Source organism: Streptomyces sp. NPDC050263 (genome assembly GCF_040655955.1).
Classification (GTDB): domain Bacteria; phylum Actinomycetota; class Actinomycetes; order Streptomycetales; family Streptomycetaceae; genus Streptomyces.
The window spans coordinates 75103-89948 of sequence record NZ_JBFAKW010000027.1 but is presented as its reverse complement, the minus strand read 5'-3'; the positions used below and the strand labels follow the sequence as shown (position 1 = coordinate 89948).

13 protein-coding genes are annotated in these 14846 nt (G+C 68.2%); 12 read left to right on the top strand and 1 reads right to left on the bottom strand.

Features of this window, described 5'->3' with window-relative positions:
- Positions 1-504: 504 nt before the first annotated feature.
- On the bottom strand, positions 505-1311 hold the full coding sequence (locus AB0J04_RS15400; RefSeq protein WP_363168904.1) for a C40 family peptidase: 807 nt from the start codon (positions 1309-1311) through the stop codon (positions 505-507).
- Positions 1312-2054: 743 nt separating this feature from the next.
- Here AB0J04_RS15400 and AB0J04_RS15395 point away from each other — a divergent pair.
- From AB0J04_RS15395 to nuoL, 12 genes are read left to right on the top strand one after another with little or no spacing between them, the layout of a single operon-like run.
- Positions 2055-2414 carry an NADH-quinone oxidoreductase subunit A gene (locus tag AB0J04_RS15395; protein ID WP_129307483.1) on the top strand — a complete coding sequence of 120 codons (360 nt, stop codon included), beginning with the start codon at positions 2055-2057 and terminating at the stop codon, positions 2412-2414.
- A 13-nt stretch (positions 2415-2427) separates the two neighbouring features.
- Positions 2428-2982, top strand: a complete 555-nt coding sequence (locus AB0J04_RS15390; RefSeq protein WP_057602796.1) for an NADH-quinone oxidoreductase subunit B — start codon at positions 2428-2430, stop codon at positions 2980-2982.
- Positions 2979-3761: an NADH-quinone oxidoreductase subunit C gene (locus AB0J04_RS15385; protein WP_363168902.1), complete on the top strand. Its 783-nt coding sequence runs from the start codon at positions 2979-2981 to the stop codon at positions 3759-3761. Before AB0J04_RS15390 ends, AB0J04_RS15385 begins: the two co-directional genes overlap by 4 nt.
- Positions 3758-5095, top strand: a complete 1338-nt coding sequence (locus AB0J04_RS15380) for an NADH-quinone oxidoreductase subunit D (protein WP_363168901.1) — start codon at positions 3758-3760, stop codon at positions 5093-5095. The genes AB0J04_RS15385 and AB0J04_RS15380 overlap by 4 nt, the downstream gene beginning before the upstream one ends.
- On the top strand, positions 5092-5964 hold the full coding sequence (gene nuoE, locus AB0J04_RS15375) for an NADH-quinone oxidoreductase subunit NuoE (RefSeq protein WP_363168900.1): 873 nt from the start codon (positions 5092-5094) through the stop codon (positions 5962-5964). Before AB0J04_RS15380 ends, nuoE begins: the two co-directional genes overlap by 4 nt.
- Positions 5961-7313, top strand: coding sequence for an NADH-quinone oxidoreductase subunit NuoF (gene nuoF, locus AB0J04_RS15370; protein ID WP_363168899.1), 1353 nt, complete (start codon positions 5961-5963; stop codon positions 7311-7313). The genes nuoE and nuoF overlap by 4 nt, the downstream gene beginning before the upstream one ends.
- Positions 7310-9814, top strand: a complete 2505-nt coding sequence (locus AB0J04_RS15365) for an NADH-quinone oxidoreductase subunit G (RefSeq protein WP_363168898.1) — start codon at positions 7310-7312, stop codon at positions 9812-9814. The genes nuoF and AB0J04_RS15365 overlap by 4 nt, the downstream gene beginning before the upstream one ends.
- Entirely contained in the window at positions 9811-11172 is a 1362-nt protein-coding gene (gene nuoH, locus AB0J04_RS15360) for an NADH-quinone oxidoreductase subunit NuoH (protein WP_363168897.1), read from the top strand. The genes AB0J04_RS15365 and nuoH overlap by 4 nt, the downstream gene beginning before the upstream one ends.
- Positions 11165-11767, top strand: coding sequence for an NADH-quinone oxidoreductase subunit NuoI (gene nuoI / locus AB0J04_RS15355; RefSeq protein ID WP_363168896.1), 603 nt, complete (start codon positions 11165-11167; stop codon positions 11765-11767). Before nuoH ends, nuoI begins: the two co-directional genes overlap by 8 nt.
- A complete protein-coding gene (locus tag AB0J04_RS15350) occupies positions 11764-12618 on the top strand; it encodes an NADH-quinone oxidoreductase subunit J (protein WP_363168895.1) in 855 nt (284 codons plus the stop codon). The genes nuoI and AB0J04_RS15350 overlap by 4 nt, the downstream gene beginning before the upstream one ends.
- Entirely contained in the window at positions 12615-12914 is a 300-nt protein-coding gene (nuoK, locus tag AB0J04_RS15345; protein WP_020130147.1) for an NADH-quinone oxidoreductase subunit NuoK, read from the top strand. Before AB0J04_RS15350 ends, nuoK begins: the two co-directional genes overlap by 4 nt.
- A gap of 15 nt (positions 12915-12929) precedes the next feature.
- A complete protein-coding gene (nuoL, locus tag AB0J04_RS15340) occupies positions 12930-14843 on the top strand; it encodes an NADH-quinone oxidoreductase subunit L (RefSeq protein WP_363168894.1) in 1914 nt (637 codons plus the stop codon).
- Positions 14844-14846 lie beyond the last annotated feature (3 nt).

The window sequence follows — 14846 nt, the reverse complement described above, 5'->3', positions numbered from 1 at the left end:
CGAACATCCCGCTTCGCGGGACGTTCCCGAAAGCCAGGATCAACCCCTACAAGCCGACCCCACCGAGGTTGACGAAACAGATAGGGGCACCCCCCCCGCGCCGCGAGCGAGACGGCGGACCCGGGGCCGAGGCGTGCCCGGGGACGGTCGGCCCACCCGAGCACAGGAGGACGACGATTGGCGGAGCCGCGCGTCAGCGGGGCATGCGGGCGCATGCGGGCGCATCCGAGCCGCACAGGGAGCGCCGACGGGGCTGCGGGCGCCAGCGGGGCTCCGGGCGTCGGCGGGGTTTGTCGGGGCGGCCGAGGGCGGTGGGCCCGACGTGCGTCAGAAGAGGCGGCCCAGCGCGTCTGAGGGGCGCTGAGAGCGGTCGGCAGGGCCGGTCGGCGTCAGGGGGGCTGCCGGCGGGGCAGGGCGCGGCAGGAGGGAGCCCGAAGGGCCGCTGCCCCCGAGCGGCTGCGGCCCTTGCGTGCGTGAGGCGCCCTCAGGGGCGCCGAGGGGGTGTCAGAGCACCCGCACCGCTCCGGTCGGCGGGTCGTACGACAGCGGCTTCTCGGCCACGCCGGTGGACGGGTTCTGCGCGCCGACGAACATGCCGTCGCCGACGTACACGGCAACGTGGTACGCGCTGCCCGCGCTGCCCCAGTAGAGGATGTCGCCCGGCTGCAGGTTGTCCAGGGACACCTGGGTACCGAAGGTCGACTGGTCCTGCGAGACGCGCGGCAGGTCGACGCCGACCTGCTTGAAGGCCGTCTGCATGAGCCCGGAGCAGTCCCACGAGTTGGGGCCGGTGCCGCCGGAGACGTAGGCGTCCCCGATCTGTGCCTTCACGAAGGCGATGACAGCCGCGGCCGAACCCGTCGCGTTGGACGTGCTCGAGCTGCTGGAACTGCTGCTGTCGCTCGCCGAAGTGGACAGCACGGTCCGCTCGGCGGCGCGCGTGGCACGCTCGGCGGCGGCCTTACGTGCGGCCTCGGCCTTCTTCGTCGCCTCGGCCTTGGCGTCGGCGAGGTCCTTCTTGGCCTCCTTGGCTGCTGCTGCGGCGGCCGCGTCGCGCTCGGCCTGCAACTGGTAGTTCGCCGCGGCCTGCTGTGTGGCCTGAGCGGACTGTGCGACCTGAGCGGCCAGGTCGCCCGTGAGCACAGGCAGTTCGAGCGTCTGCGTCACCGGCTCGGCGGCGTTGGCCGAACCGGCCGCCGTGGCGACGGCCAGCGTGCCGAGGACACCACTGGCGACTCCGGCCCGCATCGCGATCGTCGACGCGCTGCGGCGGGGTTTCCGGTGGCTGCGTATGTGAGCGGTGTGGGACATGAGTCCAACCGGTATCAGGGGCTCCTCCATACCTACAAGAAACGTGTCCTGCGCCACAGTTGTTCAACGGATGCCCCAAATTCCTCGCCCAGGGTTCTTTATTGACGCCGTAACGGACATTGCGGACTCGGGTGATCAAGCCTGTGATCATGGGCTTTCGTCGTTACGCCCGGATTGCCCGCCACCTACCACCGGTTGAGACCGTTGGCCAAGCCCCCTTCTTACGCGCCTCTCATGAATGTGGCGGAGGTCACGGAACGGTTACCGGGACGGCCGTGTCTCGCGCATGCGGTGCGATCGATTCCGCTCGTGAACGCGTGCACGCGTCCACACCTCGGTCACGGCTCCCTCTCGTGTGTGAATGCGCCCCACTATCAGGACGCCGGGCCCATCTCCAATTTGCATGCAAGGGAAGCTTCTTGATATGGAGACTCCCCTTGTGGCCTGCGGCGACGAGTGAAAATGTCACTTCTTGTGATCACTCTGACGCTTCGCGTACGAAGATCACCGCTGATATGACTTCATGATCCTTCATCAGGTGGTGGAGATCACAAAGCTTGTGTAATACCCCGTGTCGCAGATCACAGAGTGGCGGGCATAAGATGCGAGGCAGTTGGGCTTGTGACCTGCTTCACATGTTCGCGATCTTCGTCGAGAAGGGCGGGGTTCGTGGGGCCGGTGGGGCTGATGTGAGTCCGACGCCATCGCCAGCAGTCAGTGCCGACTGAGAGGAGCGAGGAGCGGTGAACGCGTATGCGCCCATCCTCGTACTGGGAGCCCTCGGGGCAGGCTTTGCGATCTTCTCCGTGGTCATGGCCACGCTGATCGGTCCGAAGCGGTACAACCGGGCCAAGCTCGACGCCTACGAGTGCGGGATCGAGCCGACCCCCACGCCGGCGGGCGGCGGGCGCTTCCCCATCAAGTACTACCTGACGGCGATGCTCTTCATCGTCTTCGACATCGAGATCGTCTTCCTCTACCCCTGGGCCGTCACCTTCGACGCCCTGGGTGTTTTCGGGCTCGTGGAGATGCTGCTCTTCGTGCTCACCGTCTTCGTCGCGTACGCGTACGTATGGCGGCGCGGCGGCCTGGAATGGGACTGAGGGGCCTTTAGCCATGGGACTCGAAGAAAAGCTGCCGAGCGGCTTCCTGCTGACCACCGTCGAGCAGGCCGCGGGCTGGGTGCGCAAGGCGTCCGTCTTCCCCGCCACGTTCGGCCTCGCCTGCTGTGCCATCGAGATGATGACCACCGGCGCCGGCCGCTACGACCTGGCGCGCTTCGGCATGGAGGTCTTCCGAGGTTCGCCCCGTCAGGCGGACCTGATGATCGTCGCCGGCCGGGTGAGCCAGAAGATGGCACCGGTGCTCCGGCAGGTCTACGACCAGATGCCGAACCCGAAGTGGGTCATCTCCATGGGCGTGTGTGCGTCCTCCGGAGGCATGTTCAACAACTACGCGATCGTCCAGGGCGTCGACCACATCGTCCCCGTCGACATCTATCTGCCGGGCTGCCCGCCGCGCCCGGAGATGCTGATGGACGCGATCCTCAAGCTCCACCACAAGATCCAGAACAGCAAGCTCGGCGTGAACGCCGAAGAGGCGGCCCGTGAGGCGGAGGAAGCGGCGCTCAAGGCCCTGCCCATGATCGAGATGAAGGGGCTGCTGCGGTGAGTGACGCGAACGGCACCCAGGGTGCGAACGGCCCCTCGGACGGGGTGAACGGGTCGAACGGGGTGAACCCCGAGAAGGATCTCTCCGCCTCCAACCTCCCCGGCCAGCGCGGCCAAGGCGGCGAGGAGGTCCGCGTCCAGCGCGGCATGTTCGGCGCCAACAACGGCGGCGACACCTCCGGCTATGGCGGCCTGGTCCGCTCGGTCCGGCTCCCGGGGGCGGCGAGCCGGCCCTACGGCGGCTGGTTCGACGAGGTCGCCGACGAACTCGAGGGCGCACTGGAGGAACAGGGTCTCCTGCCCGACAACGCGATCGAGAAGACGGTCGTCGACCGCGACGAGCTCACCTTCCACATCGAGCGCGAGCACCTGCTCCGGGTGGCCCGCACCCTGCGCGACGACCCGGCCCTGCGCTTCGAGCTCTGCACCGGCGTCAGCGCCGTGCACTACCCGAACGACAAGGGCCGCGAGCTGCACGCCGTCTACCACCTGCGCTCGATCACTCACAACCGGTTGATCCGCCTGGAGGTCAGCGCTCCGGACGCCGACCCGCACATTCCGTCCCTGGTCTCGGTGTATCCGACCAACGACTGGCACGAGCGCGAGACCTACGACTTCTTCGGAATCGTCTTCGACGGTCACCCGGCCCTGACGCGGATCATGATGCCGGACGACTGGCAGGGCCATCCGCAGCGCAAGGACTACCCCCTCGGCGGCATCCCCGTCGAGTACAAGGGCGCCCAGATCCCGGCTCCGGACCAGCGGAGGTCGTACTCGTGAGCAACACGCAGTCAGCAGCCGCGTCCGCTTCGGCGCGCGAGACCACCGAGGGCACCGTATATACGGTCACCGGTGGCGACTGGGACGAGGTAGTCCAGTCCGCGGCCCGGGCCGACGACGAGCGCATCGTCGTCAACATGGGCCCCCAGCACCCCTCCACCCACGGGGTGCTCCGGCTGATCCTGGAGATCGAGGGCGAGACGGTCACCGAGGCCCGTTGCGGCATCGGCTATCTCCACACCGGCATCGAGAAGAACCTCGAGTACCGCACGTGGACGCAGGGCACCACGTTCGTGACGCGCATGGATTACCTGACGTCCTTCTTCAACGAGACCGCCTACTGTCTCGCCGTCGAGAAGCTCCTCGGCGTCGAGGAGCAGATCACCGAGCGAGCCAAGATCATCCGGGTGCTCCTGATGGAGCTGAACCGGTTGTCCTCCCACCTGGTGTGCATCGCCACCGGCGGCATGGAACTCGGCGCGACCACGATCATGATCTACGGATTCCGTGATCGTGAAATGATTCTCGACATCTACGAGCTCATCACGGGCCTGCGGATGAACCACGCGTACATCCGCCCCGGCGGACTCGCCCAGGACCTGCCGCCCGGCGCGGTGGACCAGATCCGCGAGTTCGTGAAGAAGATGAAGAAGAACCTCCCGGAGTACGACAAGCTCGCCACCGGGAACCCCATCTTCAAGGCCCGTATGCAGGACGTCGGCTATCTCGACCTGGCCGGATGCATGGCCCTCGGCGCCACCGGCCCGATCCTGCGCTCCACCGGTCTGCCGCACGACCTGCGCAAGGCACAGCCCTACTGCGACTACGAGACGTACGACTTCGACGTCCCGACCGCCGACTCCTGCGACTCCTACGGCCGCTTCCTGATCCGTCTGGAAGAGATGCGCCAGTCGCTCAGGATCGTCGAGCAGTGCCTGGACCGGCTGCAGCCCGGGCCCGTCATGGTCGCCGACCGGAAGATCGCCTGGCCCGCCCAGCTCGCCCTGGGCCCCGACGGTCTCGGCAACTCCCTCGACCACATCAAGAAGATCATGGGCACCTCCATGGAGGCCCTGATCCACCACTTCAAGCTGGTCACCGAGGGTTTCCGCGTTCCGCCGGGACAGGCGTACGCGGCCGTCGAGTCGCCCAAGGGCGAGCTCGGGGTGCACGCCGTCTCCGACGGAGGCACCCGCCCCTACCGGGTCCACTTCCGGGACCCGTCCTTCACCAACCTGCAGGCCATGGCGGCGATGTGCGAGGGCGGCCAGGTCGCCGACGTCATCGTCGCCGTCGCGTCCATCGACCCCGTGATGGGAGGCGTCGACCGGTGACCACCTCTTCTTCCGAGCAGGGCGTCAGCCTGGGCATGCCCGAACTGCCCGCGCCCGCCTACCCGGACGACGTCCGAGCCCGGCTGGAGGCGGACGCGCGCGACATCATCGCCCGCTACCCCGACTCCCGGTCCGCGCTCCTGCCGTTGCTGCACCTCGTGCAGTCGGAGGAGGGACATGTCACGCGCACCGGGATGCGGTTCTGCGCGGACGTGCTGGACCTGACCACGGCCGAGGTCACCGCCGTCGCCACCTTCTACACCATGTACCGGCGCCGCCCCAGCGGTGACTACCAGGTGGGCGTCTGCACCAACACGCTGTGCGCGGTGATGGGCGGCGACGCGATCTTCGAGGAGCTCCAGGAGTACTTGGGTGTCGGCAACGGTGAGACCACCGACGACGGAAAGATCACTCTGGAGCACATCGAGTGCAACGCGGCCTGCGACTTCGCGCCGGTCGTGATGGTCAACTGGGAGTTCTTCGACAACCAGACCGTGCAGAGCGCGAAGCGCATGGTGGACGACCTGCGGACCGGTCGCACGGTCTCGCCGACCCGCGGTGCGCCGCTGTGCACCTTCAAGGAGACCGCCCGGATCCTTGCGGGCTTCCCCGACGAGCGGGACGGGGCCGTCGAAGCGAGCGGCAGTGCGGGACCGGCGTCGCTGGTGGGTCTTCGCCTGGCAAGGGGAGAGACCGCACCCGCGCGCGTGGTCCACCCCCGGGACGGCGGGCCGCACGACGAGCCGCAGGACCGGGCGGTGCACGAGCCGTCGCCCACCGAGCACCTGAGTTCGCACGACGCGCCGCAGGACACATCGGCCTCCGACCCGGCCCACCCGGCAGGGCCTACCGCCGAGGAGGGGGAGTGATGACCTTGGCACCCGAGCTGAAAGGCAGCAGCCCCGAGAAGCTGCTCGCACCCGTGCTGTCGGCCTTCTGGGACGAGGACAGGTCCTGGAGCCTCGACGTCTACCGAAGGCACGAAGGATACGAGGGCCTCCGCAAGGCGCTCGCCATGTCGCCGGACGACCTGATCGCGTACGTCAAGGAATCCGGTCTGCGAGGGCGAGGCGGCGCGGGGTTCCCGACCGGAATGAAATGGCAGTTCATTCCGCAGGGAGATGGAAAGCCGCACTATCTAGTTGTCAACGCCGACGAATCGGAGCCCGGGACCTGTAAAGACATCCCGCTCCTCTTCGCGAACCCGCACAGCCTCATCGAGGGCATTGTGATCGCGTGTTATGCCATCAGGTCTTCGCATGCCTTCATCTATCTGCGTGGTGAAGTGGTTCCCGTTCTGCGGCGGTTGCACGAGGCCGTGCGCGAGGCCTACGCGGCGGGCTACCTCGGCGAGAACGTCCTGGGCAGCGGACTCGACCTCGAACTCACCGTGCACGCCGGGGCCGGCGCATACATCTGCGGTGAGGAGACCGCACTGCTCGACTCGCTCGAAGGCCGCCGTGGTCAACCGCGGCTCCGTCCCCCCTTTCCTGCGGTCGCGGGCCTCTATGCGTGCCCGACTGTGGTGAATAACGTCGAGTCGATCGCGTCAGTTCCCGCGATCCTGCAAAACGGCAAAGAATGGTTCAGGTCGATGGGAAGCGAGAAGTCCCCGGGCTTCACGCTCTACTCACTGAGCGGGCATGTGGCCAACCCCGGCCAGTTCGAGGCCCCGCTCGGCGTCACCCTCCGCCAGCTCCTCGAGATGAGCGGCGGCATGCGACCCGGGCACCGGCTGAAGTTCTGGACGCCGGGCGGCTCCTCGACGCCGATGTTCACCGACGAGCACCTCGACGTCCCTCTTGATTACGAAGGAGTGGGTGCCGCGGGTTCCATGCTCGGCACAAAAGCTCTGCAGTGCTTCGACGAGACGACCTGCGTCGTGCGTGCCGTCACCCGCTGGACCGAGTTCTACGCCCACGAGTCCTGCGGCAAGTGCACCCCGTGCCGCGAAGGCACCTACTGGCTCGTGCAGTTGCTGCGTGACATCGAGGCAGGCAAGGGCGCCCTCTCCGACCTCGACAAACTCAACGACATCGCCGACAACATCAACGGCAAGTCGTTCTGCGCCCTCGGCGACGGCGCCGCCTCGCCGATCTTCTCCTCGCTCAAGTACTTCCGCGAGGAGTACGAGCAGCACATCACGGGCCGCGGCTGCCCCTTCGACCCCGCCAAGTCGACGGCCTGGGCGGACAAGCACACGGAGGTGAACGCATGACGGTGACCACCAGCGCTCCGTCCGGGGGCGGCGAGGCGGCGGTCCCGCCGGAAGATCTCGTGACGCTGACGATCGACGGCGCCGAGATCAGCGTGCCCAAGGGCACCCTGGTCATCCGGGCCGCCGAGCAGCTCGGCATCGAGATCCCCCGCTTCTGCGACCACCCGCTCCTCGACCCGGTCGGCGCCTGCCGCCAGTGCATCGTCGAGGTCGAGGGCCAGCGCAAGCCCATGGCGTCCTGCACGATCACGTGTACGGACGGCATGGTGGTGAAGACTCACCTCACCTCGCCCGTGGCCGAGAAGGCCCAGCACGGTGTGATGGAGCTGCTCCTCATCAACCACCCGCTGGACTGCCCGGTCTGCGACAAGGGCGGCGAGTGCCCGCTGCAGAACCAGGCCATGTCGCACGGCCAGTCCGAGTCCCGTTTCGAGGGCCGCAAGCGGACGTACGAGAAGCCCGTCCCGATCTCCACGCAGGTGCTGCTCGACCGCGAGCGGTGCGTGCTGTGCGCCCGCTGCACCCGGTTCTCCAACCAGGTGGCGGGCGACCCGATGATCGAGCTGGTCGAGCGGGGCGCGCTCCAACAGGTGGGCACCGGTGAGGGCGACCCGTTCGAGTCGTACTTCTCCGGCAACACCATCCAGATCTGCCCGGTCGGCGCGCTGACCTCGGCGGCGTACCGATTCCGCTCCCGCCCCTTCGACCTCGTCTCCTCGCACTCCGTGTGCGAGCACTGTTCCGGCGGCTGCGCCACGCGCACCGACCACCGGCGCGGCAAGGTCATGCGGCGCCTGGCCGCCAACGACCCCGAGGTCAACGAGGAGTGGATCTGCGACAAGGGGCGGTTCGCGTTCCGCTACGCCCAGCAGCGGGACCGGCTCGAGACACCTCTGGTGCGTAACGCCGAGGGCGACCTGGTGCCGGCGTCCTGGCCGGAGGCGCTGCAGATCGCCGCCCAGGGACTGCTGGCGTCGCGCGGCCGGACCGGTGTCCTGACCGGTGGCCGCCTCACCATCGAGGACGCCTACGCGTACAGCAAGTTCGCGCGCGTGGCGCTCGACACCAATGACATCGACTTCCGCGCGCGCGTGCACAGCGGCGAGGAGGCAGACTTCCTGGCCGCCCGCGTCGCCGGCCGCGGCCGTGACCTCGACGGTACAGGCGTTACCTACACCTTCCTGGAGAAGGCCCCCGCCGTCCTGCTGGTCGGGTTCGAGTCGGAGGAGGAGGCACCAGGTGTCTTCCTGAGGCTGCGCAAGGCCTGGCGGCAGCACGGGCAGCGGGTGTTCTCCCTGGCCACGCACGCCACCCGGGGTCTGGACAAGGCGGGCGGCAGGTTGCTGCCGGCCGCTCCGGGTACCGAGACGGAGTGGCTGGACGCGCTCGCGAGCGGTGTCGGCCTGGAGGACGCGGGCGGCAAGGCCGCCGATGCGCTGCGGGCCGAGGGCGCGGTGATCGTCGTCGGCGAGCGGCTGGCCGGTGTGGCCGGTGGGCTCACCGCCGCCGCCCGGGCCGCCTCGGCGACCGGCGCCCGCCTGGTGTGGATTCCGCGCCGGGCGGGGGAGCGGGGCGCGATCGAGGCGGGCGCGCTGCCGTCGCTGCTGCCGGGCGGTCGTCCGGCCATCGATCCACGCGCGCGTGAGGAGGTCGCCGCGGTCTGGGGCCTCGCCGAACTCCCGCACCGCTACGGCCGCGACACCGGACAGATCGTCGAGGCTGCCGCGTCCGGCGAACTCCAGGCGCTGCTCGTCGCGGGCGTGGAGGTCGCGGATCTGCCCGACCCGGCACGCGCGCGTGAGGCGCTTGCCGAGGCCGGTTTCGTGGTGTCGTTGGAACTGCGGCCCGGCGAGGTCACCGAACACGCCGACGTCGTCCTCCCGGTGGCCGCGGTCGCCGAGAAGGCGGGCGCCTTCCTCAACTGGGAGGGCCGGGTCCGCTTCTTCGAGGCGGCGCTGAAGCCCGACCAGATGACCCGCCGCCTGGCGCCCGGCGACGCGCGCGTGCTTCAGATGCTCGCCGACGCCATGGATGTCCACCTCGGTCTGCCGGATCTGCGCACCACGCGCGCGGAGCTCGACCGACTCGGCTCCTGGGACGGCCCCCGGGCCACCGAACCTCTGGAGGCTGCTGCTCAGTTGCCGCGACCCGCTGCCGGGGAGGCCGTCCTCGCCGGGCACCGGCTGCTGCTAGACCAGGGGGTCCTCCAGCAGGGCGACGAGGCGCTCGCCGGGACCCGGCATGCCGCACGCGCGCGCGTGTCGGCCGCCACGGCTGCCGAGGCGGGCGTCAAGGACGGCGACGTGCTCGCCGTGACCGGGCCCGCCGGGGTCGTCGAACTCCCCTTGCAGATCACCGAGATGCCCGACCGAGTGGTCTGGCTCCCGCTGAACTCCACCGGTAGGGGCGTCGCGTCCGACGCCGGGGCCACACCTGGCTCCCTCGTCCGTATCGGCCCGGCGACGCTCGCCGCCGACGCCCTCAAGGAGGTGGAGGCATGAGCCCGTACTTCGCCGCTGAAGACCTCTCGATGTTCGGCCGCGACCCCTGGTGGCTCGTCGTCGTCAAGGCCGTCTTCTGCTTCGCCTTCCTGATGGTGACCGTGCTGTTCTCCATCGTCTGGGAGCGCAAGGTCGTCGCCTGGATGCAGCTGCGCGTCGGCCCCAACCGGCACGGTCCCTGGGGCATGCTCCAGTCGCTCGCCGACGGCGTGAAGCTGATGCTGAAGGAAGACCTCATCGTCAAACGCGCGGACAAGGTGGTGTACGTCCTCGCACCGATCATCGCGGCCATCCCGGCCTTCATGGCGATCGCGGTGATCCCCTTCGGCCCGGCCGACAACGAGATCTCGATCTTCGGCCAGCGCACCACGATGCAGCTGACCGACCTGCCGATCGCGATGCTCTACATCCTGGCGGTCGCGTCGGTCGGCATCTACGGCATCGTGCTGGCGGGCTGGAGTTCCGGTTCCACGTACCCGCTGCTGGGCGGCCTGCGGTCCTGCGCGCAGATGATCTCCTACGAGATCGCCATGGGCGCCGCGTTCGCCTCGGTGTTCCTCTACTCGGGGTCCATGTCGACGTCGACGATCGTCGAACAGCAGCACGACCGCTGGTACATCCTGCTGCTGCCGGTCTCCTTCATCCTCTACATCGTCACGATGGTCGGCGAGACCAACCGCGCCCCCTTCGACATGCCGGAGTCCGAGGGCGACCTGGTCGGCGGCTTCAACACCGAGTACTCGTCGATCAAGTTCGCGCTGTTCATGCTCGCCGAGTACGTGAACATGGTGACGGTCTCCGCCGTGTCGACCACCCTCTTCCTCGGCGGCTGGCGGGCTCCCTGGCCGATCAGCGCCTTCTGGGAGGGTGCGAACCACGGCTGGTGGCCGATGCTCTGGTTCGTCGTCAAGGTGCAGTTGCTGCTGTTCTTCTTCATCTGGCTGCGCGGCACGCTGCCCCGCGTCCGCTACGACCAGCTGATGAAGCTCGGCTGGAAGGTCCTGATCCCGGTCTCGGTGACGTGGCTGATGCTCGTCGCGACCGTGCGGACCCTGCGCAACGAGAACTACGACTTCGCCGACATCGCCCTCTACGTGGGCGGCGGTGTCCTGGTCCTGCTGTTGCTCTCCTTCCTGGTGGACATGTTCCGCAGCGGGGGGAAGGAGGCCCAGGCTCCCGCCGAGCCCGCCGGCTTCGACCCGATGGCGGGCGGATTCCCTGTCCCGCCACTGCCGGGACAGGAGCTGCCGCCGGTGCCCAGGCGCGGTCCGCGCCGGGAGCGGGAGCTCATTGTCAGTGGCGGGGTGGACACTGTGAGTGACGGATCAATGGATGGAAAGGAGGCGTCCGATGGCTGAGGAGCCCAAGGAGACCGATCCCGGTTTCCAGAACCCCGTGGCCGGCTTCGGCGTGACCTTCAAGGCCATGTTCAAGAAGCGGCTGACCGAGCAGTACCCGGAGCAGCAGAAGACCACAGCTCCCCGGTTCCACGGACGGCACCAGCTCAACCGCCATCCGGACGGCCTGGAGAAGTGCGTCGGCTGCGAGCTGTGCGCCTGGGCCTGCCCCGCCGACGCCATCTATGTGGAGGGCGCGGACAACACCGACGAGGAGCGCTACTCGCCGGGCGAGCGGTACGGGCGCGTGTACCAGATCAACTACGCCCGCTGCATCCTGTGCGGCCTGTGCATCGAGGCGTGCCCCACGCGCGCGTTGACGATGACCAACGAGTTCGAGCTCGCCGACTCCAGCCGAGCCAACCTGATCTACACCAAGGAGCAACTGCTCGCCGGCCTCGAGGACGGCATGGTCGACGCACCCCACGCCATCTACCCGGGCACGGACGAGCAGGACTACTACCGGGGCCTGGTGACGGAAGCCGCGCCCGGCACGGAACGCCAGGTGGCCACTTCCAAGAGTGAGAAGCCCGAAGACCAGGAGGCGGAGGCATGACCGCGCAGCTCGCCGCCTACTCCACCTCCACCGGCGAGGCCTTCCAGTTCTGGGTGCTCGGCACCGTCGCCGTGATCGGCGCCCTGTGCACCGTCTTCATGAAGAGGGCTGTGCACAGCGCGCTCTGTCTCGCCGGCACCATGATCATCCTGGCGGTCTTCTACCTCGCCAACGGCGCCTACTTCCTGGGCATCGTGCAGATCGTCGTCTACACCGGCGCGATCATGATGCTGTTCCTCTTCGTGGTGATGCTCGTCGGCGTCACCGCGGCGGACTCGCTGAAGGAGACCATCAAGGGGCAGCGTTGGCTGGCCCTGGTCAGTGGCCTCGGCTTCGGCATCCTGCTGATCGCCGGCATCGGCAACGCCTCCCTGACCGAGTTCAACGGCCTCGCCGAGGCGAACGCGAACGGCAATGTGGAGGGCCTCGCGGCCCTCATCTTCACCAAGTACGTCTTCGCCTTCGAGATCACCGGCGCCCTGCTCATCACGGCCGCCGTCGGCGCCATGGTGCTCACCCACCGGGAGCGCACCGAGCGGGCCAAGACCCAGCGGGAGCTGTCCGAAGAGCGCGTCCGCGAGGGCAAACACGTACCGCCGCTGCCCGCGCCGGGCGTGTACGCGCGGCACAACGCGGTGGACATCCAGGGCCTGCTGCCCGACGGCACCCCGTCGGAGCTCACAGTCAGCAAGACCCTGCGCGAGCGAGGTCAGATCCGGGACGTGTCCACCGAGGCGCTCAACGACCTCAAGGCCCTGGAGCAGCGCGCCGAGGAGCGCCTGGAGCGGGCCCCGATCGAGCCGCCGCACCTCAAGCCGAACTCCCGGCGGACCGAGGAGGCGTCGAAGTGAACCCCGTCAACTACCTCTACCTCGCAGCCCTGTTGTTCACGATCGGTGCGACGGGAGTACTGATCAGGCGCAACGCGATCGTCGTCTTCATGTGCATCGAGCTCATGCTCAACGCCTGCAACCTCGCGTTCGTCACCTTCTCCCGGATGCACGGCAATCTCGACGGCCAGATCATCGCCTTCTTCACGATGGTCGTCGCCGCCGCGGAGGTCGTGGTCGGACTCGCGATCATCGTGTCGCTGTTCCGTTCCCGCCACTCGGCCTCGGTCGACGACGCCAGCCTGATGAAGCTGTAAGGGGTCGGAAGAAACGTGGAGAACCTGATTGCGCTGCTCATCGCGGCGCCCCTGCTCGGAGCGGCCGTCCTCCTGGTCGGCGGTCGCCGACTCGACGCCGTCGGCCACTGGATCGGCACGCTCCTGTCGACCGTCTCCTTCGTGCTCGGTGTCGTCCTCTTCAGCGACCTGCTGAGCAAGGACGCCGAACACCGGACGCTGACCCAGCATCTGTACAGCTGGATCCCGGTCGAGGGCTTCCAGGCGGACGTCGCGTTCCGCCTCGACCAGCTGTCAATGACGTTCGTGCTGCTGATCACGGGCGTCGGCTCGCTGATCCACCTGTACTCGATCGGGTACATGGAGCACGACGAGCGGCGCCGCCGCTTCTTCGGCTACCTGAACCTGTTCCTCGCGGCGATGCTGATCCTCGTCCTGGCCGACAACTACCTGCTGCTGTACGTCGGCTGGGAGGGCGTCGGTCTCGCCTCCTACCTGCTCATCGGCTTCTGGCAGCACAAGCCCAGCGCCGCCACCGCCGCGAAGAAGGCATTCCTGGTCAACCGTGTCGGCGACATGGGCCTGTCGATCGCCATCATGCTGATGTTCACCACCTTCGGGACGTTCGCCTTCGGCCCGCTCCTCGGCACGCTCGAGGAGCCGGGTCTCGCCGGTGACGCCTCGGAGGGCAAGCTCACGGCCATCGCCCTGATGCTGTTGCTCGCCGCCTGCGGCAAGTCCGCCCAGGTGCCGCTGCAGTCCTGGCTCGGGGACGCGATGGAGGGCCCGACCCCGGTCTCGGCCCTCATCCACGCGGCCACGATGGTGACCGCGGGCGTGTACCTGATCGTCCGGTCCGCCGCGATCTTCAACGGCGCTCCCGACGCGCAACTGGTCGTCACCGTCGTCGGGGCCGTCACGCTCCTCTTCGGTGCGATCGTCGGTTGCGCGAAGGACGACATCAAGAAGGCGCTGGCCGGCTCGACCATGTCGCAGATCGGCTACATGGTGCTGGCCGCAGGCCTCGGCCCCATCGGCTACGTCTTCGCGATCATGCACCTGGTGACGCACGGCTTCTTCAAGGCAGGGCTGTTCCTCGGCGCGGGCTCGGTCATGCACGGCATGAACGACGAGGTCGACATGCGCAAGTACGGCGGCCTGCGCAAGTACATGCCGGTCACCTTCGTCACCTTCGGCCTCGGCTACCTCGCGATCATCGGATTCCCTGGGCTGTCCGGCTTCTTCTCCAAGGACAAGATCATCGAGGCGGCGTTCGCCAAGGGCGGCACCGAGGGCTGGATCCTCGGCGGATGCGCCCTGCTCGGCGCGGCCATCACCGCGTACTACATGACGCGCGTGATGCTGATGACGTTCTTCGGCGAGAAGCGCTGGCAGCCCGACGAGCACGGGCACGAGCCGCACCCGCACGAGTCGCCGAAGACCATGACGATCCCGATGATCGTGCTGGCCTTCGGATCGGTCTTCGCGGGCGGCCTGTTCAGCATCGGGGACCGTTTCGTGCACTGGCTGGAGCCCATCACCGGGGACGAGCACGGAAACCCGCCGGTCAGCGCCCTCACCGTGACCCTCGCCACGATGGTCGTCCTGGTGATCGGCGTGGCCATCGCCTACGCCCAGTACGGCCGCAGCCCCATCCCGGTCGTCGCCCCGCGCGGATCGCTGCTCACCCGGGCCGCCCGGCGCGATCTGCTCCAGGACGACTTCAACCATGTCGTCCTGGTCCGCGGCGGCGAGCACCTCACACGCTCCCTGGTCTACGTCGACCACACCCTGGTCGACGGCGTCGTCAACGGCACGGCGGCCTCGGTCGGCGGTCTCTCCGGGCGGCTGCGCCTGCTCCAGAACGGCTTCGCGCGGTCGTACGCGGTCTCGATGTTCGGCGGTGCGGCGATCCTCGTCGCCGCGACCCTGCTGATGAGGGCGGTCTGATAC